Annotated in this window: 15 protein-coding genes; 9 read left to right on the top strand and 6 right to left on the bottom strand. The window is 70.2% G+C overall.

The window, feature by feature from the left end; genetic code table 11:
* Positions 1–3: 3 nt before the first annotated feature.
* Together BST44_RS09210 and BST44_RS09205 are read right to left on the bottom strand one after the other, a co-directional pair.
* Positions 4–915 (bottom strand): RNA polymerase sigma-70 factor, encoded by a 912-nt coding sequence (locus tag BST44_RS09210; RefSeq protein ID WP_083176779.1) that lies wholly within the window; start codon positions 913–915, stop codon positions 4–6.
* The gene (locus BST44_RS09205; RefSeq protein WP_083176777.1) at positions 912–2,093 is read right to left on the bottom strand and encodes an NAD(P)/FAD-dependent oxidoreductase; all 1,182 of its coding nucleotides are present in this window, start codon (positions 2,091–2,093) and stop codon (positions 912–914) included. Before BST44_RS09205 ends, BST44_RS09210 begins: the two co-directional genes overlap by 4 nt.
* 302 nt (positions 2,094–2,395) lie before the next feature.
* Between BST44_RS09205 and BST44_RS09200 the strand changes: the two genes are divergently transcribed.
* The 8 genes from BST44_RS09200 (at position 2,396) to BST44_RS09165 (ending at position 14,544) form a co-directional block, all read left to right on the top strand.
* A complete protein-coding gene (locus tag BST44_RS09200) occupies positions 2,396–4,030 on the top strand; it encodes a hypothetical protein (protein WP_083176859.1) in 1,635 nt (544 codons plus the stop codon).
* 211 nt (positions 4,031–4,241) lie between these two features.
* Positions 4,242–6,104: a putative bifunctional diguanylate cyclase/phosphodiesterase gene (locus BST44_RS09195; RefSeq protein ID WP_083176858.1), complete on the top strand. Its 1,863-nt coding sequence runs from the start codon at positions 4,242–4,244 to the stop codon at positions 6,102–6,104.
* Positions 6,105–6,114: 10 nt separating this feature from the next.
* Positions 6,115–7,791, top strand: coding sequence for a hypothetical protein (locus BST44_RS09190; protein WP_083176775.1), 1,677 nt, complete (start codon positions 6,115–6,117; stop codon positions 7,789–7,791).
* Between the two features lie 167 nt (positions 7,792–7,958).
* Positions 7,959–9,416 carry a tyrosine-protein kinase domain-containing protein gene (locus BST44_RS09185; protein ID WP_083176773.1) on the top strand — a complete coding sequence of 486 codons (1,458 nt, stop codon included), beginning with the start codon at positions 7,959–7,961 and terminating at the stop codon, positions 9,414–9,416.
* Positions 9,413–10,891: an O-antigen ligase family protein gene (locus BST44_RS09180; RefSeq protein ID WP_083176771.1), complete on the top strand. Its 1,479-nt coding sequence runs from the start codon at positions 9,413–9,415 to the stop codon at positions 10,889–10,891. The genes BST44_RS09185 and BST44_RS09180 overlap by 4 nt, the downstream gene beginning before the upstream one ends.
* The gene (locus BST44_RS09175) at positions 10,888–11,901 is read left to right on the top strand and encodes a glycosyltransferase family 4 protein (RefSeq protein WP_083176769.1); all 1,014 of its coding nucleotides are present in this window, start codon (positions 10,888–10,890) and stop codon (positions 11,899–11,901) included. The genes BST44_RS09180 and BST44_RS09175 overlap by 4 nt, the downstream gene beginning before the upstream one ends.
* Positions 11,902–11,917: 16 nt before the next feature.
* A complete protein-coding gene (locus BST44_RS09170; RefSeq protein ID WP_083176857.1) occupies positions 11,918–12,844 on the top strand; it encodes an aldo/keto reductase in 927 nt (308 codons plus the stop codon).
* Positions 12,841–14,544 (top strand): GMC oxidoreductase, encoded by a 1,704-nt coding sequence (locus BST44_RS09165; RefSeq protein ID WP_083176766.1) that lies wholly within the window; start codon positions 12,841–12,843, stop codon positions 14,542–14,544. The genes BST44_RS09170 and BST44_RS09165 overlap by 4 nt, the downstream gene beginning before the upstream one ends.
* A gap of 5 nt (positions 14,545–14,549) precedes the next feature.
* Here BST44_RS09165 and BST44_RS09160 read toward each other — a convergent pair whose 3' ends face one another.
* Together BST44_RS09160 and BST44_RS09155 are read right to left on the bottom strand one after the other, a co-directional pair.
* Positions 14,550–15,608: a glycosyltransferase family 4 protein gene (locus BST44_RS09160; RefSeq protein WP_083176764.1), complete on the bottom strand. Its 1,059-nt coding sequence runs from the start codon at positions 15,606–15,608 to the stop codon at positions 14,550–14,552.
* Positions 15,605–16,426, bottom strand: a complete 822-nt coding sequence (locus BST44_RS09155; protein WP_083176762.1) for a class I SAM-dependent methyltransferase — start codon at positions 16,424–16,426, stop codon at positions 15,605–15,607. Before BST44_RS09155 ends, BST44_RS09160 begins: the two co-directional genes overlap by 4 nt.
* 311 nt (positions 16,427–16,737) lie before the next feature.
* Between BST44_RS09155 and BST44_RS09150 the strand changes: the two genes are divergently transcribed.
* A complete protein-coding gene (locus tag BST44_RS09150; RefSeq protein WP_244184762.1) occupies positions 16,738–17,487 on the top strand; it encodes a hypothetical protein in 750 nt (249 codons plus the stop codon).
* Between the two features lie 31 nt (positions 17,488–17,518).
* Here BST44_RS09150 and BST44_RS09145 read toward each other — a convergent pair whose 3' ends face one another.
* Both BST44_RS09145 and BST44_RS09140 read right to left on the bottom strand, forming a co-directional pair.
* Complete coding sequence (locus BST44_RS09145; RefSeq protein ID WP_083176758.1) at positions 17,519–19,447, bottom strand: glycosyltransferase; 1,929 nt, start codon at positions 19,445–19,447, stop codon at positions 17,519–17,521.
* On the bottom strand, positions 19,444–20,907 hold the full coding sequence (locus BST44_RS09140; protein ID WP_083176756.1) for an oligosaccharide flippase family protein: 1,464 nt from the start codon (positions 20,905–20,907) through the stop codon (positions 19,444–19,446). The genes BST44_RS09145 and BST44_RS09140 overlap by 4 nt, the downstream gene beginning before the upstream one ends.
* Between the last annotated feature and the right edge of the window lies 1 nt (position 20,908).

The following is a 20,908-nucleotide window of genomic DNA, read 5'->3' as shown; positions in this document are numbered from 1 at the left end:
CGGCTAGCCGCGGCTGACGTCGCGGGAGGTCGCCAGGGCCACCAGCTTGTCCGGGTTGCGCGTCACGTAGAAGTTGGTGATCTTGTCGTCGGCGATCTCCAGCGTGATCACCCCCTCGAGGTGATCGGCAAGGTAGAGCAGCACGGCGGGGGCGCCGTTGCAGGTCACCGGGTCGACGCGGAACTCGGCGAGCTCCGACGCCTTGCGGATCAGGCCGACGATGGCCCGCGCCACCCGCTCGGCGCCCACCACCGGCCGGCGCGCCGCGGACACCTTGCCGCCGCTGTCCGCCGTCCAGGTGGCGTCGGGGGCGAGCATGGTCACCAGCGTCTCCACGTCACCGCCGGCGGCCGTCTCGAGGAACTGGGCGGTGATCCGCGCGTTGCGCTGCGGGTCGGTCGCGTCGAACCTCTTGCGCCGCGCCCGGACGTGTTCGCGCGCCCGGTGGGCCACCTGCCGCACGGTCGGCGCCGGTTTGCCGACCGCCTCGGCGATCTCGCCGTAGTCGAATCCGAACACCTCGCGCAACACGAACACCGCCCGCTCGTCGGGGCTCAGCGTCTCCAGCAGGACCAGCATCGCCATCGAAATCGATTCGGCCAGAACCACATCCGTCGAGGCGTCGTGCTCGTCGAGCAGGAGCGGCTCGGGCAGCCACGGCCCCACGTAATCCTCGCGCCGGCGCGCGCCGGCGCGCAGCGCGTTGAGGGCCTGCCGGGTCACCAGCTGGGCCAGATACGACTTGGTGTCGCGCACCGTCGACATGTCCACCGCCGCCCACCGCAGGTAGCTGTCCTGCAGCACGTCGTCGGCCTCGGTGGCCGAGCCGAGCATCTCGTAGGCGATGGTGAACAGCAGCGGCCGCAGCACGGTGAACCGTTCGGCGTGCTCGCCGCCGGCCGGCGGGCGCGTCATCGCAGCGCGCCCTCGGTCCGCGCCTGCGCGGGCCGCTTGCCGCCCTTGAGCCAGAGGTAGGAGCCGGGCTTGGCGGCCTCGCGCCGGATGGCCCACACCGTTCCCTTGCAGATGGCCTCCTTGATGGACGCGCCGGTCCGGCCGCCCAGCGCCAGGTTCACCGGGGTGTCGTCGGTGCGCGACAGCTGGACCGTGCCGTAGGTGCGGCCCAGGCTGATGCATTGACCGACGAAGGCCTGGTCGAGCAGGGCCGGGGCGGTCCCGGCGATGCGGCTCAGCACGGTGTTGGCGGCTTGCACACCCAGCGGCCCGGCGGCCTGGCAGCTCATCCGCAGGGGCTGCCCCGACGGCGCGGCGGCGTCACCCGCCGCGACGACGTAGGGGTTGTCGACGCTGGTCAGCGTCTCGTCGGTGAGTAGCCGGCCCAGCGCGTCGGTGCTCAGGCCGCTGCGCGCGGCCAGGTCGGGCACGGCGAACCCGGCCGTCCAGATGGTCGCCGCGCTCGGCAGCACGGCGCCGTCGTCCAGCACCACCGCGTCCCAGCGCACCTCGGTCACCGTCGCGGACTCCAGCACGTTGACGCCGAAGCCGCGCAGCCGCTTGGCGACCGAGCGGCGGCCCCGCCTGCTCAGGGACGGGCCCAGCGCGGCGCCGCACACCAGGGTCACCTGGCGGCCCCGCTCGGCCAGTTCGGCAGCCGTCTCGATGCCGGTCAGCCCGCCGCCGACGACGGTGACCGGCGCGGTCATCGGCAGGTCGGCCAGCGCGTAGCGCAACCGCTGCGCGCTTTCCAGGTCGGCTATCGCGTAGGCGAAGTCCGCGAACCCGGGCACGGCCGCCGGTGTGGCGCCGGTGCTGCCCACCGCATAGATCAGGTAGTCGTAGTCGAGCTCTGCGCCCGAGGACAGCAGCACGCGCCGGGCGGTGGCCTCGATGCGGTCGACGGCGTCGACGACCAACCGGATACCGTCGCCGAGCAGCGTCGCGTAGTCGGCGGTCGCGGCGCCGGTGTCGGCGACCAACTGGTGCAGGCGGATCCGCTCGACGAACACGGGGCGAGGGTTCACCAGGGTGATGTCGATGTCCGGACGCTGCCGTAGGCGGTTGGCGGCCAGGGTGCCGGCGTATCCGCCTCCGACGACGACGACATGAGTTTTCTGCGGGGCCACCTCGGTCATTGCTGTCTCCTGTTCTCACGGGCCTGATGCCCTCGAGACACCGCGGACTCGTCGCGCGTGACAGGCCCGCCCACATTGTGACCCGTCTCACCAAGGCTGCCGCCCGCCCCGATGAGCGCACGTCGTCGAGCCGGGGGCCGGCCGCGCCGTGCGTGCTAGGCTGCGCTACGCCAATTCGTGATCTGCCCCGCGTCGGATACACGCACCAGACAACCCAGGCAGTATGGGGCCACTTCAGTGTTCATCGGTGTGTGTTGGGAGAAGCAACCGTGAGGACGAAGAAGAGCGCGCTGGCCGCTGTCTTGTGCACGGCGCTCGTGCTGAGTGGATGCGGCGGCAACGGCGACCCGGGGCCGCTGTCCGCGATGGTCAGCCCGGCCATCCCGCCCACCGCCCAGGAGATCGGAAACCCGCTGCGCGGCCAGTACGAGGAAGGCTTGAACCCGCTTTTCCCGCAAGGCAATCCCGCACAACAGCGGTACGCCGCCTGGCCCGCGTCCTACGACGCCAGCCTGCGGGTCTCGTGGCGGCAGTTGCAGCCCGTCGACCCGCGCACGCTGCCGCCCGACGCTCCCGACGACCGCAAGTTCGACTTCGGCGTGATCGACGACGCGCTGGCGAAGGTCGGCAGCCGCAACATGCGGCTGGTCCTCGGCGTGTACGCCTACAAGTCCTGTTGCGGCGATTCCTACCCGGACAACACCAACATCGCGATCCCGGACTGGGTCCGGCCCGCGGCCACCGGTTATCCCGCGGCGCCGAACGGATCGGCGCCGGGGGCCTCGCAGGTGGTGCCGAACTGGAACGACCCCGCGTACCTGAACGCCTTCGGGCAGCTGCTCGCCGCGCTCGGGCGCCGCTACGACGGGGACGAGCGCCTCAGCGTTTTCGAGTTCTCCGGCTACGGCGATTTCGGCAAGACCAGCCTCGCCTACGTGCGCGACGCACTCGGTGCGCCGGGACCCACGCCGGACGACAGCGTCGCGAAGTTGGGGTACTACAGCCAGTTCCGCGACCAGAGCATCACCAAAGGGTCCATCGGGCAGCTGGTCGCCGCCAACGTCGCCGCGTTCGGCCACACGCAATTGGTGGTCACCGCCGACAACCCGGAAATCGTCCGCGAGTTGTTCGCCGACGACGTGACGAAGAAGCTGCCCGCGCCGGTCGGCATCCGGGCGGATTGCCTTGGCGTGCAGTCGCCCATGCCGGAATGGGCCGAGTCCGGCGACTCGCATTACGTGCGGTTCAACGACGCCGTCGTCAACACGGTCAAGCAGCGGTTCACCTCGGCGCTGGTGATCAGCCAGTGGTGCCGGTTGCCGAACGGGACGGACCCGCGGTCTTACTACGAGAAGGCCCTGCACGACGTCGTGAGGTACCACGTGTCGATGACGTCGAGCGCCAACTTCCCCGACCGGGACTCGACGTCGGCGATGGATCACAAGCTGTACCTCGTCTGGGCGAAGGCGAACACCTCCGCGGGCTATCGGTATTCGGTCGAGGCCAAGCCCGGCTCGCAGTCCATTCAGGGCAAGGTGGCTTCCATCTCCGTCGTCTGGACGAACTACGGTTCCGCGGCGGCCTCCGAGCACTGGGCGCCCGGCTACAAGCTGGTCGACTTCTCGGGCGCGGTGGTCCGGACCATCCCGGCTACGGTCAATCTCAAGACGCTGGTGCACGACGACTCCAGCCAGTCGCGCGAGGAGGCGGTCCCGGAGTCGTCCACCGAGTCGGTGCACGTCGACGTGACGGGCCTGGCGCCGGGGCACTACACGCTGCGCGCGTCGGTGGACTGGCAGCAACACAAGCCGGGCGCCTCCCATGTGGTGAACTACGCGCCGATGGCACTGGCCCGCGACGGTCGCGACGGCTCGGGGCTGTATCCGATAGCCACCCTCGACATCGCGAGCGACGCGGCGTCGGCCAACGGTCAGTGACGCCCCGATGAGGAGCGGCCGGCCGGCGCCAGATGTTGTTCGTTCGCCCTGATCGGACGGGTCGTGCGTGATACCTTTTGCTGGCCATACCCACCGTGACCTGCCCGGGTCCGCATGAACCCGCGATTCGCCATCCAGACCGTCGCCCGAGCGGCCAGCCGTCAGCGCGCTGACCGTCCGGATGAGACGGATGCCCTTGTCGGAGGAGACCGTGCCGCGCAGTCTGGACCTGGTCGTCACCTCCGTTGCGACACAGCTGATGGAGGCGACGGCGGCCTCGGCCGGCCGGGTCAGTGAAAAGGTGCTGGCGCAGCTCGTCGAGCAGTTCGACGTGGACGCCAGCTTCCTGCGGCACCTCGACCCGCACACCCGCGCTTCCGCGCTGGTCGCCGAGTGGCCGGCCCGGACGGACGCCGCGGACCCGGATCCGACCGCGTTCGCCCAGCTGGACATCGCCGAGTCGGTCCTCGCGCAGTGCGGGCACGGCCGGAAACCCGTGGTGATCCGGCCCGCGCAGTCCAAACGCTATTTCCGGCGCAGGGTGGGCGCAACCAAAGGGGCCGCCTCCCCCTCGGTGGCCGCCGCCCCGCTGGTCTCGGGCGAGACCACCACCGGGCTCCTCGGCTTCGTCAAGTTCGGCGCCCGCAAGTGGGAGCAAGACGAGATCAACACGCTCGAGGCGGTCGCCGCGCTGTTCGCGCAGGTGCAGGCCCGCATCGCGGCCGAGGAGAAGCTGCGCTACCTGGCCGAGCACGACGATCTGACCGGCCTCTACAACCGTCGCGCCCTGGTCGCGCACCTGACCGAACGGCTCGTGACCGGGCAACCCGGTCCGGTCGCCGTGATGTACCTCGACCTCGACCGGCTCAAGCCGATCAACGACTACCTCGGCCACACCGCCGGCGACTGGTTCATCCGCGTCTTCGCACAACGCATCCGGATCTGCGCACCCAACTGCACGATCGCCCGGCTGGGCGGTGACGAGTTCGTCGTCGTCCCCGACCAGCCGATGTCGCCGGAGGCGGCGGAGTCGCTCGCCCGCCGCCTCTCCGCGATGCTGTGCGAGCGGCTGGCCATCGGCGGCCACGTGATCAGCCGCACCGTCAGCATCGGGCTGGCGGTGGGTGTCCCGGGGCGGGACAACTGCACCGACCTGCTCCGTCGCGCCGACGAGGCGGTGCTGACGGCGAAACGTTCCGGCGGTAACCAGATCGCGGTGTCCACCGACGACATGTCCCTCAAACGCGCGTTCCGCAACGACATCGAACTGCACCTGCAAGGCGACATCGACAGCGAAGCCTTGATGCTGCACTACCTGCCCGAGGTCGACCTCTCGACCGGCGCCATCGTGGGCGCCGAGGCACTGGTGCGTTGGCGACACCCGATCTGGGGGCTGCTGCTGCCCGACTCGTTCATCGGGATCGCCGAATCGACCAACCTGGCGATGGAGTTGGGCCGGTGGGTGATGCGCAGCGCGTGCGCCGATTTCAGTCGCTGGCAGGCCGACGGCGTCGGGCGGGGAGCGGTCATGCGGATCAACGTGTCGCCCATCCAGCTCATCACGCGGGGGTTCGTGCGCGACGTCGCCGGCACCATCGAGGAGTTCGGCCTCGACGCCGGTTCGGTGTGCCTGGAGATCACCGAGCGCGCCGTGGTGCATGACATCGACACCACCCGAAAGACCTTGGCGGAGCTCAAGGAAGTCGGCGTTCAACTGGCCATCGACGACTTCGGCACCGGGTATGCGGTGTTGTCGCACCTGAAATCCCTGCCGGTCGACATGCTCAAGATCGACACCGGGTTCGTCCGCGACTTGGGCAACAACGCCGGTGATTTGGCGATCGTGCGCGCCATCATCGGGCTGGCCGAGGCATTCGGCCTGGAAGTCGTCGCCGAGGGTGTCGAAACGCCTGACGCCGCAATGACTTTGATCCAGCACGGGTGTCGCCGGGCGCAGGGCTTCCTGTTGTCGCGCCCCGTCCCCGCCGATGCCATGGAAGCCTTGCTGTCCACGCGCTGGCTGCCGATGCCGTTTTTGGCCGACCGCAAGGCGCTGCCGACGGGCTCCATCTAGCATCGCACCGATGGCCCGAACATTGAGCACAAGCGTGGCGGTGATCGTCGCGTGCGCGGCGTTGGTGGTGAGCGGATGCGGCGGGCCCGGCGGCCCCGATCCGTTGTCCACCGTGGCCAGCCCCGCCATACCGCCGAACGTGCAGGAGATCGCGAATCCGCTGCGCGGCCAATACGAAGACCTGATGATGCCGCTTTTCCCGCAAGGCAATCCGGCCCAGCGGCGGTACCCGGCGTGGCCGGGGTCCTACGACGCCAGCTTGCGCGTGTCGTGGCGGCAACTGCAGCCCACCGATCCGACCACCCTGCCCCCCGACGCCCCCGACGACCGCAGATTCGACTTCAGCGTCATCGACGACGCGCTGGCCAAGCTGGCCGGTCGCAACATGCGGCTCACGCTTCGCGTGTTCGCCTACAACTCCTGCTGCGACACCACCTATGCGAACAACACGAACATCGCCATTCCCGACTGGATGCGCTTCGCGTCCACCAGCTACACGGGGCCGCAACGATACTGGTGGACGCCCGGGCTGACGCACGTGGTGCCGAACTGGAACGACCCCGCCTACCTGAGCGCCTTCGGGCAGCTGCTCGCCGCGCTGGGCCGCCGCTACGACGGCGACGAGCGGCTCAGCGTTTTCGAGTTCTCCGGCTACGGGGACTTCAGCGAGAACCACATCGCCTATCTCCGGGACACGTTGGGCGCCCCGGGCCCCTCACCCGAGCAGAGCATCGCAAAGCTGGGTTACTACAGTCAGTTTCGCGATCAGAGCATCACGAAAGCCTCCATCGGTCAGCTCGTCGCGGCGAACGTGAGTGCCTTCGGCCACACCCGGCTGGTGACCACCGCGCTGAACCCGGAAATCGTGCGCGAGCTGCTCGCCGACGACGTCACCAAGAAGCTGTCCGCGCCCGTGGGCATCCGTTCGGACTGCCTCGGCGTCTACGCGCCGCTGCCCGTCTGGGCGGAATCGGACGGCTCGTACTACGTGCACACCAAAGACCCGCTGGTGGCCCAGCTGAAAGAGCGGCTGGCCTCGGCCCTGGTGATCACCGAATGGTGCCAGTTGCCGGAGGGAACCAGCCCGCGGTCCTACTACGAAAAGGGCCTGCGCGACGTCGTCAAATATCACGTGTCGATGACGTCGAGTTTCAACTTCCCCGCCGTGGATTCGGCCACCCCGATGGACCCGGCCCTATACCTGGTGTGGGCGCAGGCCAACGTCGCGGCCGGCTACCGCTACTCCGTGGAAGCGCGGCCGGGGTCGCCATCGTTTCGCGATCGCGTGGCGACACTATCGGTGGTCTGGACCAACTACGGCGCCGCCGCCGCAATCGAGAAGTGGGCGCCCGGCTATCAACTGGTGGATTTCTCGGGCGCGGTGGTCCGGACCTTGCCGACGGCCGTGGCCCTCGACAAGCTCGTGCCGTCCCCCGACAGCTCCGGTAACCAGCCGGCCCCGGCGTCGTTCACCGAATCCGTGGCCGTCGACCTGGCGGGGCTGGCGCCGGGGCACTACACGCTGCGCGCCCGCGTCGAGTGGCAGCAGCACAAGCCGACCGCCTCGCACGTGGTGGACTATCCCCCCATGCGGCTGGCCCGCTCCGGACGCGACGAATCGGGGGGGTACCCGCTGGCCGCGCTCGACATCGGGCGCGACGCGCTGACCACCGCACCCGGCCAGTGATCGTGCGCGCCAGCAAACGCCTTGATCGGGCACCCGGCAACTCATTGCGATTGGGACTGTGCTGCACGGAGATGCTGCATAATGTGCTGCACCGAGCTTTGCGCGGCCGGTGCAAAGCAAATCAATTCGGCGCCATTGGCATGGCGTCGGCCCAGAGAGGTTAGTGGATGGATTTCCGCACCTTCGTCCGGACTCTGCTCACGCATTGGAAACTGGCCCTGGGGGCGTTGCTGGCGTGCACGATCGGTGCCGCGGCGGTCACGGCATTGCAGACCAAGCACTACCAATCGTCGGCGACCATCCTGATCTCCTTCCCCGGTGCCACCGACCTCACCGAGTTGTACAACGGCACGCTGACCGCGCAGGAACGGTTGTCCTCCTACGCGCAGATAGCCGGCGGCCGGACGGTGGCGGAGCGCGCGGTCAATCAGCTGCAGGTCCCGATGAGCGCCGACGCGCTGGTGACCCAGACCCAGGTGAAATACACGGCCAAATCCCAGCTTTTCACGATCTCCGTCAAGGACACCGACCCGAACCGCGCCGCGGCGCTGGCGGGCGCGATGGCCGATCAGTTCGCCGCGCTGGTGCCGACCCTCGGCGCGACGACGGGCCCGAACGGCCGGCCCGTGCCGGTGACGCCCGGCGTGCGGCCCGACACCGGCGAGCCGAATCCGCCCGGCCCCCAACCCTCGGAGACGCCCGGCCAGCCGGCGGCCAAACCCATGCCGGTGGCCAGGGCGAGGGTGGTGGAGGCCCCGCGGGTGCCCGATCACGCCGTGACCCCGGTGCCCGTGCGCAACATGGCGATGGGCTTCATCGCCGGGATCCTGCTGGCCATCGCGGTGGCGGTGGCCCGCGAGGCCAACGACCGCACGGTGCGCTCCCGGGAGAAGCTGGAACAGCTTTCGGGCCTGCCCACTTTGGCGGAGTTGCCCGGCAGGCGCGGCAACACCCCGAGGTTCGGCGTCGACTCCGCCCTCGACGACGCCGTGCGGGGCTTGCGCGCCCGGCTGCTCAGGGCGGTGGGCCCCGAGGCGCGCCGGGTGCTGGTGACGGCGCCGTTCGGCGGGGAGGGGACCACGACCACGGCGCTGAACCTGTCGTTGGCGCTGGCCGAAATCGGTGAGGACGTGCTCCTGGTCGAGGGCGATACGCGCCGGCACGTGATCGCCGGCCTGCTGCGGGTCGAGTCGGGGGAGGGACTGGCCAACGCGCTGGCCAACCCCGACATCGCCGCGGAAGCCGTCAAGCCCACCCCGATCGCCAAGCTGTTCGTCCTGGCGTCGCGGTCCGCGCGCCGCGAAACCCCGCCCTGCAGCGCGTTTCTGCCCGAGGTGATCGACAGGGTGATGCTGGACCTGTCGTCCCGTTTCGATCGGATCGTGGTGGACGGGCCGCCGGTTCTGGCAACGGCCGACAGCGGCCTGCTGGCCGGCGCGGTGTCGGCCACGGTGTTGGTGGTGCGGGCGCGCCGGACCACCGTCGACGAGCTCAACGACGCGCTGGCCGCCCTGCGCTCGGCCGGCGCTGACGTCGTCGGCACCGTCCTGACCGACGCCCGGCCGTCGCTGCACATCAGGGCCGCCGCCAAGACCTACCGGGCAAAGGTCGGCGGCCCGGCGTGATTCCCTACCTGCCCGGTCGCCCCCGCCTGGCGGTGGATGGTGTCCTGCTGGCGCTATTCCTGTTCGGCTGCTTCATCTTTGGCGTGCTGGCGGTGCGGCGGACCACCGAGGGGGCGTTGCTGATCGCCGCGACCTTCTGCCTGGTTGTCTACTGGGTGAAGCGCGAGGGGTTGGCGGGGGTAACGCTGTTCCTGGCGTTCGCCGCGCTCCCCGCAGGTCTGCACGTCGGCAAAGTGATTGGGCCGGTGGCGATCTACGCGTACCAGGTGGTCGCCGTGCTGGCGATCTGTTACCTGATCCCGATCGTGCGGCCGCGGTCGAAGGACTTCCTGCTGCCGGCCATGTTCGCGCTCACGGTCCTGTACTTCACCGTCGTCGGGTTCCAGATGGGCCACGACGCGACGATGATCCTGCATGAAGCGACGACCTTGATCGAGATGGTCGTCGGGTTCGTGCTGGCGTTGCTGATCGTGTACGGCGGCTACCTGAAGTTCTGCATGCGCGTGATGGTCGTGACGCTGTGGTTTTCGGCGGGCATGGCGATTTTCAGTTCGTTGCATGCCATCCGGCTGGCCGGCCGGGCCGAGAGCCTGCGAGGGGCGACCGGCGCCGGTCAGGCCCTGCGGATCGTGCTGTCCACCCAGACGCCGGCCACCGCCGCGTTGACCGCACTGGTCGCCGCCTCGATCATCGGCCGGGTCCGGCCCGCGACGTATCTCGCGTTCGGCCCGCCCGCATTGGTCATCTCGCTGCTGGCCTTCTCCCGCAACACCCTGATCGCCGTTGCGGTGGGCGCGACCGTCGCCTTCTTCGCCAACGTCAGCTGGCGCGCGCTGCGCCGTTCGGCCATGGTCGCCGCGGTCAGCGCGGGCGTGGCCGTGCTGATCCTGCCGGCATCGCTGTTCCTGCTGCAGCATTCGGAGGCGGGATCGTGGCTCAGCGATCAGTTCACCGCCTTCAACCGGCGGGTGTTCGGTGGGGTCTCGGTGAGCGCGCTCGAGACCGACGAATCGACCCTGGACAGGCTGCGGGAAGTCGCCCGACTCAACGCCGCGATCGAGCAGGCACCGGTGTTCGGCCACGGCCTGGGCTACGCCTATCAGCTGCCCTCCGGCAACGATCCGAAGGCCTTCGCCTGGACGCTGGGCCCCACCTACTCTCACCTGTTCTACCAATGGTGGCTGGCCAAGGCCGGGGCCGTGGGCATGGCGGCGTTCGCGTGGATCGCGCTGACGCCGATCGTCGCGGCGCTGCGCTGCGCCACGGCGCCCGCGAAGATCAGCGCCGCGGTCTGCGCCGGCCTGCTGGCGATCTCCGCCGTCTGGCCGCTGCCCGAAATGCCCATGGACGCACTGGCGTTGGGGTTGGCGCTCGGAACGGCGATGGGCTTCGCCGGCCTGCGGCGCAGGAACTCCGAAGCGGGCCACGCGGGCGCCGACGGTGCGCGGGCACCGGCCGCCGTGGCCGGCGGATGATCTCGGTCATTCACGTCGGGCCCGACATGTACAGCTTCGGCGGAACGCAAACGGTCATCCGGGTGATCCGCGACAACCGCATCGGCGCCGACGAGGTCCGCGTCCTGTCGACGTGGAACGGGCGTCACCACGCCAAGAACCTCTGGCTCACGGCGCGCGCGGCGGCGGCGCTGGCCCGTGCCCCGCGCACGAACATCGTGCACTTCCACATGTCGAACGGCGGCGCCTGGTTGCGGGAAGGACCGCTGATCCGGTTCGCGCGGGCGCGCGGCTTCCGGGTCGTCGTCACCATCCACGGCTCCGACTTTCCCAAGTTCTCCCGGTCGCACCCCCGTTTCGTCGGCGAAATCCTGGCGCAGGCGGACCACGTCATCGTCCTGTCCGAGGAGGCCCGCGCCGCCGTGAAGTGGGTGGCGCCGGCGGTGCCGGCGTCGGTGGTGGCCAACCCGGTCGCCATCGACCGGGACGCGCCGGGAGCCGGCTCGACACCGCCGGTCGTGCTGTTCGCGGGCACCATCGGTCGCCGCAAGGGCGTCGACACGCTCGTCGCGGCGTGGCGGCTGCTCCTCGCCGAGGGGATCGAAGGGCGTTGCCGCATAGTCGGTGTCGTCGACGACTACACCCCGCCGCCGACGGAGCGGATGACCGTCGAGCCGCCGGTCCATCCGGACGCGGTCCGTGACCTGCTGCGCTCGGTCCGGGTGGTGACGCTGCCGTCGTTCGCCGAGGGAATGCCGATGATCCTGACCGAGGCCCTCGCCGGCGGGCGACCGTTCGTGGCGACCCCGGTCGGAGGAACGGCCGAGATCGCTTCGGGCCCCGGCATGCTCGTCCCCGTCGGTGACGCGCCCGCGCTGGCGGCGGCGATCGGGCGCTACCTGCGCGACGCCGACCTCGCCGAGCGCGACGGGCGGCGGGGTCAGGAACACATCGCGGCGACGCGCAGCCCGCACGTCATCGACGCCGAGCTGCGCCGGATCTACGAGGGCTGCGGTGTTGGAGCGCGTTGAGCTCGCGGGACCGCGGCTGCGGGTGAGCGCGGTCGGCTTCGGATGCGGCGGCCTGATGCAGTCGCCGTCCCGCCGGGAACGGATGGCCGTGCTGGGCGCGGCCGTGGACAACGGCATCACGCACTTCGACACCGCACGGATGTACGGCCTCGGCATGGCGGAGGCGGAGCTGGGCGCGTTCCTGCGGACCGTCCCGCGCGACACCGTCACCGTCGCAACCAAGTTCGGCATCGACGTCGGCGGCGTGGCCCGGCGCCTCGGCCGGTTTCAGGCCCCGGCGCGGGCCCTGCTGCGCAGGGCGCCGGCGTTGCGGCGCACCGTCAAGCGTCGGCAGGCGGCACCCGAGGCCGCCCGCGTGTACGACGCGGCGGGTGCGGCCCGCAGCCTCGACGAGAGCCTCACGGCGCTGGGCGTCGACTACGTCGACATCCTGTTCGTGCACGGCCCGCGCCCGGGGGACACCGTGGCGAGCGGTGAACTGCGCCAATTCTTCGAAAGCGCCCGCCGGCAGGGCAAGATTCGCGCCTGGGGCGTATCGCAGGACGAGGGGCTCGAAGTGGATTTCGCCGCGGCGTTCGCCCCCGAGGGCGTGAGCCAGGTGCGCGCCGACCTGCTCAGCCCTGCCCCGCGCCCCGCGGACCTCGCGTTCGGCGTGCTGCAACGACCCTGCGCCATACTCACCGCGGCGCTGCGGGCGGACGCGGGCTTGGCGGATCGCTGGCGCGAGGCACTGCAGTGTGATCCGCTCGCGCCCGGGCTGCTGCCCAGGCTGATCCTCTCGGCTTCCGCCGCCGCAACCGGCTGCCGCGCAATCCTTTACAGCAGCACCGACCCGCGGCGGGTCGCCGAAGCCGCCGCCGCCGTGTCGGCGCCGCCCGAGCCGGGGACCCTGGCGCGGTTCCTGGCCCTGGCGGCGGAGCTGCGCGGGGGTGCCGCCGCGTGATCCGCGGGCCGCGCGACTTCGCCCCCAACGCGACGATCCGGACCGACGTCGCGGTCGTCGGGGCCGGCGCGATCGGCATCGCGACGGCGCTCGAACTCGCCCGATCCGGCGTCCGGGTGGCGCTGATCGAAAGCGGCTCGCAGCGCGAAGACCTCGCGGCCCAGCGGCTGTCGACGCTGAGCGCACGGCAGGACGACGATCTCCATGCGAGCGGTGAGCTGATGATCCGCCGCCAGGTGGGCGGGACCACGGCGCTCTGGGGCGGCCGCTGCGTCCCATTCGACCCGATCGACTTCGAGGACCGCCCGCTCACCGCGCAGGCGCCCTGGCCGATCGGCTACGCGGACGTCGAGCCGTACCTGCAACGGGCCTGCGCATGGGCGGCGTGCGGGCGGGCGGCGTTCAACGCCGGCGACATCCCGGAGCTTGCTCACGGAGAGATGGTGGCCGGGCTCCCCGACGGCGACGTGCGCACAACCGATCTCGAGCGCTGGGCCCTGCCGACTCGCTTCGGGAGCGAGTATCGGGCCGCGCTGCGCGACGCCCCCTCGCTCACCCTGTGGACCGGCCTCACCTGCACCGAAATCGTGACGACGCCCGCCGGTGACGCCGTCGACCGCCTGGTCGTCAAGACACTCGACGGCCGCGGGGGCAGCGTGGTCGCGACGGACTACGTCGTCGCGACCGGAGGTTTGGAGGCGACCCGCCTGCTGCTCGCGTCCGACCGCCACCATCCGGCGGGCCTGGGAAACGCGGGCGGTCACCTCGGACGCTGGTACATGTCCCACGTCGAAGGCCGGGTCGCGCGGGTGCGGTTCGGCACCGATCAGGTCATCTACGGCTACGAGCGCGACGACGACGGGGTGTACGTACGGCGGCGATTCACCTTCGACCCGCGCCTGCAGCGCGCGGCGGGAATGCCGAATGCCGCTGTGTGGCTGGTCAATCCGCCGATCAGCGACCCGCGCCACGGCAGCGGGATCCTGTCCGGCGTCTACCTGACGCTGATCTCCCCGGTCGGCCGCTTCCTGCTCGCCGAGGCCATCCGCTTGAAGCACACCCAGACGGACGGCCGGCCGCAAATCCTTGCGCACCTGCGCAACATCGTGCGGGACCTGTTTCCGTCGCTGCGGTTCGCGCTCACCTTCTCCTATGCCCGGTTCTTCCGCAGGGGCCGCAAGGCGCCGGGCTTTTTCGTGCGCAGCGCCGACAATCGGTACCTGCTGCACTACCACGGCGAGCACCTCCCGCACTGGGAAAGCCGGGTGGAGCTCGCCGACGACCGCGACGCCCTGGGCATGCGCCGGATCCGCACCCACATCCACTTCTCCGACGCCGACTACGAGAGCGTGCGGACGGCCATCGCCGCGATCGACGAGCACCTCCGCCGCCACGGTGCGGGCAGCGTGGAATGGCTGACCGACGACGTCGAGGGCGCGGTACGCGAGTTCCTGGCCGGCCACGCGGGCTATCACCAGGCCGGAACGACGCGCATGTCGCGCACGCCGGACGGCGGTGTCGTGGACGCGGACCTACAGGTCCACGGCGTGCGCGCACTGTACGTCGCCAGCACGTCGGTGCTGCCGACGTCGAGCCAGGCCAACCCGACCCTGGTGGGCATCGCGCTCGGCGTCCGGCTCGCCGAACGCCTGGCGCGGGCCCGAAAGCCTTGCGGCCAGGGCGATTCCAGGATCGCGTGACCGGATCAGCGCCGGCCGGCCAGCACCTCGGCGATCACTTCCAGGAAGCGCTGCGCGACGATGTCGACATCGCAGTGCTGCGCGTAGTGGCGTGCGGCCTCGGCGCCGCGCCGCGCCGCGACGGACGGGTCCGCCAGCACGTCGAAGGCGGCGGCGAGCCCGGCGACGTCGTCGACGCCGATCGGGGGGCAACCCGGTGGCTGGTACTCGGGCAGGCCGCCCGCGGTGGACACGATCGGCATCACCCCCAGCTGCATCGAGAGCACCTGAACGCCGCTTTGGGACGCCCGCCGGTAGTGGGAGATCGAGCCTTTCGCCGCGGCCAAGGTCGGGATGACGTCGGCGTAGCGGTAGCTGCCGGTGCGCCAGCGGGTGTGTTTGGGCAGGGCGGCCGCGTCCAGCGGCCCGTCGCCGATGAGGACCAGGTTGTCGCCGCGCCAGCCGCCGCCCACGATGTGGCGCTGCCACGCCTCGAGGACGACCTCGACGTTCTTGTAGGGGTTGAGCCGGCCGAACATCACGAAGTCGTGGCGCCCGCCGGGACCGACGAACGGTGGGACCCGTTGTGGGTCAATGTCACTGGCAAGCGGCACGACATGCACGGGCGTGCCTGCGACGTCGCGGCGGTTCGCGACGGCCGCGGCGACGTACCGGCTGTAGGTGATGGTGGCCGCGGACCGGGCGCCCCACCGGTCGAAGACCGCGCGTTCGTAGGGGGGCACCTGTTCGCCGGGGTCGTGCGGCCGGTCGTCGTGCACCACCTGGATGCGGGGAACCCGCCCGGCGAGTGCGATCCAGCGCGGGTCACGGACGATCTCGGCGATCACGACGTCGGGTCGGTATCGGCGGATGCGGCGCCAGGCTTTCCAGGTGGGCGGCCAGCTCGCGGCGGTCTTGAACCGCGGGTCGAGCACCAACTCGTAATCACGGGCGGCGTCCGACTCCGGGTGCCGGTCGGAGGTCACCAGCAACACGTCGGCGCCGCGCCGCAGCAGTCCCTCGGCCTGCACCCGCACCGCCGGTCGCGTCCAGGGTGAAAGCCACAGCACCCGAGGCGATCTCATGGTTCGTTGCCGGCTTGCAGGAAGACGTCGGCGTCCGTCCACATCCGGGTCTCGAGCGCGCGTCGTGGCACGCCCTCGAGGAGTCCGGTGATGCGGGGGGAGGCGAGCAACCGCCACACCAGCGGATTGATCTTCGCCCGCGTCCAGATGTGCAGCCCCATGCCCCCGAGCTGCCACCACCGCGTTTTGGAGGTGTGGAACGCCAGGCCGAGTCGCTTTCCGACCAGCTCCAACGTCGATCTCTGATAGAAGGTGATGTGCTGCCCGGTGGCGAACGCGTAGTACATCCATTCCCCCGGAGCAGGGGGCGCGCCGTCGAAGAGTTCGGTCGTGAAGACGATGGTGTCGCTGCCCGTCGTCTCGAGTAACTCGGCGACGAACCCGACCGGGTCGGTGAGATGCTCCATCACCTCGAAGGCGGTGACGGCCGTGTAGGGCGGTCCGGGACCCGCGTCGGCCTCGAATCCCTGCGCGGTCAGGTTGGGGGAGTGCTTGTCGGTCCAGTAGTAGTCGAAGCCGATGTCCCGCATCAGCCGGGTGAAGACGCCGTAGCCCCCGGCGGCGTCGAGGAACCGGCCGCGGTGATCGAAGAGGAAGTACAGCAGCACCGACATCGCTCGCGCCAGATACTGATTGCGCCACAGCATGGTGGTGTCCGCGGCCGCGATCGGGCTGGCATACGCCTCGTCCAGCCAGTACGGCTCCTCGGTCTGCAGCCCGCCGCAGTTGTCGCAGAAGTAGTATTTGCAGTCGTATTTGGCGAGAACCTGGTGGGTGAACGCCAGACTGGTGGCGGAACTGCAGATGCGGCACAGCACGCCTATCAAATCCTCCCGGGCGTGTCCCGCGCCCTCAAGGCAGACACCGGGACAATGGAGAACCTACGGCACGCCCGATGCGGCGGGCAAGCGAATCGGTGCCCAATTTCGGCACGGACCGCCGTTGTGCACCACCGCTATTCACCAACGCGGGGGATGAGCGGCCCTTACCGTGATAGTTTGAGGCTCCAATGCCCAGAAGCGCTACACCGCCGCCGAAAGAATCGCTCCGGCAGAAGATCCGGCGCATCCTCGGCAGTGACACGCGGGACCAACTCAAAGATCTTGTCCTTTTCGATCATTCCCAGTCATTGAAGGCCAACCATCCCAACCCGCTCAACCGCGCCGGCAAGAAATGCTTTTCGGCGACCGACGAGGACGGGATAACGCTGGAGATCCTGCGCCGCATCGGGCGGCTCGACGACGGCGTTTTCGGGGAGTTCGGTGTCGGCGACGGCACGGAGAACAACACGCTGATCCTCGCCGCGCTGGGTTGGAAGGGCTTCTGGGTCGGGGGGCAGGACCTGGCCGTCGCCGTCGAGGACCACCCGCGGTTCACGTACGAGAAGGCGTGGGTCACCGCGGAGAACGTCCTTGCGCTGAGCCGGTCCTGCCTGCAGCGGATCGATGCCATCACGGTCGACGTGATCTCCCTCGATCTGGACGGCAACGACATCTACCTGGTGGACAAACTCCTGTCCGACGGCATCCGGCCCGCGCTGTTCATCGTCGAGTACAACGGTAAGTTCCCTCCGCCGGTGAAATTCCAGATCGCTTATGACCCCGACCATGTGTGGCAATCCGACGACTACTTCGGTGCGTCGCTGAGCAGTTACGCCGCGCTGTTCGACCGCTTCGGCTACCGCCTGGTGTGCTGCAACTCCCACTCCGGCTCCGACGCGTTCTTCATCGACGCCGCGCTGTCGGAGCACTTCGCGGACGTGCCGACCGACATCGACCGGATCTATGTGGAGCCCAGGTACTTCCTCTACGGCGGATTCGGTCAGCACAGGACGTCCCCCCGCACGGTGGCGACGATCCTGCGGCGCTCCGCGGAGTAGGTCGGCCGCGAGAGCCGCCGCCGGGGCGTGTTCACAAGACCGCGTTGATCGCGTCGAGGTAGGCGTCGGTCATCGCCTCCACCGTGTAGTGCTCGCGCATTCGCTCGTACCCGCGCCGCCCGACCGACGGCAGTGCGTCGGGGTCGGCCAGGATCCCGGCCAGGCTGTCCCGCCATCCCGCCACCGAAACGGGCTCGACCAAAAATCCCGCCCTGCCGAAGTCGAGCATCTCCGGCACGGCGCAAATCGCCGACGCCGCAACGGGAACCGCGCGGGCCATCGCCTCGAGGATCACCAGCGGGAAGGCCTCGGAGCGGCTCGGAACGCAGAGCAGGTCCGCGTCCGCCAGCGCGGGTCCCGGGCCGGCCGACCATCCCCGCCAGTGCACCCGATCGCGCAGGCCGGCGGGCGTCCGCGCCTGCAGCGCCGCGCGATCCGGCCCGTCGCCGAAGATCGATAAGCGCCAGGACATATCGGGCAGGCCGCCGAGCGCCTCGATCAGCAGGTGCGGGTTCTTGTGCTCCACGATGCGCGAAAGCATGACCAGATGCACCGGCTCGCCAGGTGGCCGGGCCCGGGCGGGCGGGTCACCGCCCACCGCGACGCCGTTGGGCGCGAGGAATCGCCGCCCCCGGAGCCGGTGCTGGGCGACCAGCATGTCCCAATGTCGCTGCGCCAGAACGACGATCCCGTCGGCGCGGCGCATGGCGGCGGTCAGCGCCCGCGAGTAGATGGGCCGGTCCTCCTCGGGCGGGACATGCGGAGCGACCAACCAGCGCCGGCCGGCACCGTTGGCCCGCCACAGCGTGGCGAATCCGGCCTCGGTGTTGGTGTCGGCGGTGATGAGCACCGCGGGTCCGTCGGGGATGTCGACGACCGGCGCCCACCAGGGCTGGCGCACCACCCGCACATCGTCCGAAATCTCGGTGATCATCGGGCCGAAGCGCTGCACGCACACGACGGTCACCGGATAGCCACGCCGAGCCAATTCCGTTGCCAGCAGCGCCTTCTGCCGCTCGGCGCCGCCGTAGACCAGACGGTTGGTGGTGATCACGATGGCGGGCAGGTCTGCGCGCCGGCCGGCGCGCCTATCGCGGCGCAACAGCGTGGTGGCGGCCAGATAGGCGTCCGCATGGTGCACGCTGTGTTGGTGTTCCAGCAGCAGCGCGGTATTGGCGCGCTTTAGGTCGCGCTCGCGGCGGCGCCGGACGGGTGTGGCGCCCCGGTCGTCGAGCCCGGTGCGGTCGACGCCCAATTCGTCGGCCAGGAGCAACCGCCAACCCGCCGCGCGGGCCCGCGCCTGCCAGTCGGCCGCCGCGCCGAAACGGAGGAATTCTTCGTCGAGGCCCCCGACGGCGTTCCACGCGGCGCGGTTGATCGCCAGGCAGGCGGGGTCCAGATCGCCGTCGATGCCCCGCGATTCGGCGGGCCGGCGGGCGTAGCGGTGCGCGATCGGCGAGCCGCGCCGCCCGCACGGCGTACCCGTGGCCAGCTCGCGCAGCAGGGTCCGGCGGCGGGTCGCGGTGTCCCACGGCGCCCAGCCGGGCGCCGTGTCGTCCCGCGCCATCGGCGCGACCGCGGCCACGCGGGGCCGGCGCAGCAACTCCCTGGTACGGGTCAACGGCCCCAGCACCCGCGCCCTGACGTCGAGGAGCAGCAGGTCGGCATCGCTCGGGGCGTGCTCCACCAGCGCGTTAAGGGCCTCGGCGAAGCCCATTTTCGCCGTTCCGCAGACCCACCGGACCCCCGGGTGCCCGGCGGGGACCTTCGGATGGTCGTCGTGGACGTACACGTAGACCGCCAGCCCGGGCAGCTGGTCGGCGACGCCGGCCAGGCACACCTCGAGCGTGTCGCGGCCGTCGTCGGAGACGATCAGCACCGCGAGCGGTCGGCTCGAGGGCAGTTCGGTCGCCTCGCCGGCCGGGCCCTTCAGGTATTGCCGGTCCAACTCACGCTTCATGCCGCCAACCGATTTCGGCGCAAGGCGGCCAGGTCCGACCAGCGCAGCGGACCCGCCGCGGCGCTCGTGGCCAGGTAGGCGACCGCGGCCACCCCCAGAACGAGGACCACGTGCTGACCCCAAAGCAGCAGCGTCACCGCAACACTGGCCGCGGTCGGTATCAGCACCCGCAGCACAAACATCACCGGCGTACGGTAACCGCAGTGCCGGCGCAGCCACCAGCTGCTGAAGACCATGTTGAAGAACTCCGTGCACACCAGCGCGATGCCGGGGCCGACGGCGCCCAGGCGCCCGGCGAGGGCGAGATTGAGCGCGATGTTGAGCACCAGGGTGGCCACGGTCAACCAGAGCAGGATCCGCTGGTGATGGCTGGCGACCAAGCCCTGGCCCAGGGTGCCGCTGACGAAGCGCAGGGCGGCGGCGACGAACAGCAACGCCAGCGTCGGCGTCCCGCGGGCCACGAAGGCCTCGTCGCCGAACAATCCGATCAACGGCCCGGCCAGCAGCGCACCGACGACCGCGACCGGGACCGCCACGAAGTACATCAACTCCACGCTGCGGCGCAGGAACCCGGCGAAGGCGGCGACGTCACGCGCGAAGAGCTCGGTGGCCGTCGACAGCGTCGATTTGAGGAAGACCAGTGACACCACGATGGTGTTGAACGCGACCGTGAAGGCCAGGCCGTAGACGCCCACCTCGGCGTGCGTGCTCAGCAGGGACAGGATCACCCCGTCGGCGCGGCAGTACAGCAGGCCGACGACCAGAAACCCCATCAGCGGCAGGCTTTCCCGCAACAGGTCGGCGGCCTCGCGTGGTGCGAAGACCGGGCGTACCGAGATGTGCCGCATCGCCGCGGCGCCCTGGATCAGCAACTGCAGGGCGGGCGGAATGAGTTGGGCAACAGCGAACCAGATGACGTCCGCCCGCGTGGCGACCAGGAAGGCGACCATGCCCAGCGCGCCCAGCCGCCCGGCGACGTCGGAGATGGCCACCGCGGAGAACCGCACGGTGGCAAGGAACACCGGCTCGAAGCGGGTCGTCATGGTCTGCATCAGCAGCGCGCCCGACAGCACCACGAGCATCACCCGCACGTCGGTGTCGCGATAGACGAGCAAGCCCGACCCGGCCGCCAACAGGGCGAGCGGAACGCAGTAGATCAGCGCCATGCCGCTGTTCACACGCACCAGGCGCTCGAGGTCGCCCTGGCCCGAGGTCACGCGGCGCACGATCACGGTGGCGATCCCGAGATCGGCGAGGCTGGTCCACATGGCGATGAACAGCACCGCGATGGAGAGTTGGCCGTAGCGCCCCGGACCCAGGTAGCGCGCGGTCATCGCCACCGAGACCACCGAGGCCAGCATTCCCAGTGCGCGGCAGATCAGTTGGATCGAGAAGGCGTGCGCCATCCGGGAGAGCGGCACCGAGCCGACGATCGCCTCGGGCGTCGTCGGCTCGGTCATG

This window comes from Mycobacterium scrofulaceum, from assembly GCF_002086735.1.
Lineage (GTDB): Bacteria > Actinomycetota > Actinomycetes > Mycobacteriales > Mycobacteriaceae > Mycobacterium > Mycobacterium scrofulaceum.
Note: the sequence above shows the minus strand (reverse complement) of the source record. Positions and strands in the feature narration are given on the sequence as shown.

What these genes read in the sequence shown, in the direction of transcription:
- BST44_RS09205 (WP_083176777.1), bottom strand. Translation starts at nt 2,093, where the DNA reads ATGACCGAGGTGGCCCCGCAGAAAACTCATGTCGTCGTCGTCGGAGGC.
- BST44_RS09190 (WP_083176775.1), top strand. Translation starts at nt 6,115, where the DNA reads ATGGCCCGAACATTGAGCACAAGCGTGGCGGTGATCGTCGCGTGCGCG.
- BST44_RS09160 (WP_083176764.1), bottom strand. Translation starts at nt 15,608, where the DNA reads ATGAGATCGCCTCGGGTGCTGTGGCTTTCACCCTGGACGCGACCGGCG.
- BST44_RS09145 (WP_083176758.1), bottom strand. Translation starts at nt 19,447, where the DNA reads ATGAAGCGTGAGTTGGACCGGCAATACCTGAAGGGCCCGGCCGGCGAG.
- BST44_RS09185 (WP_083176773.1), top strand. Translation starts at nt 7,959, where the DNA reads ATGGATTTCCGCACCTTCGTCCGGACTCTGCTCACGCATTGGAAACTG.
- BST44_RS09210 (WP_083176779.1), bottom strand. Translation starts at nt 915, where the DNA reads ATGACGCGCCCGCCGGCCGGCGGCGAGCACGCCGAACGGTTCACCGTG.
- BST44_RS09175 (WP_083176769.1), top strand. Translation starts at nt 10,888, where the DNA reads ATGATCTCGGTCATTCACGTCGGGCCCGACATGTACAGCTTCGGCGGA.
- BST44_RS09140 (WP_083176756.1), bottom strand. Translation starts at nt 20,907, where the DNA reads ATGACCGAGCCGACGACGCCCGAGGCGATCGTCGGCTCGGTGCCGCTC.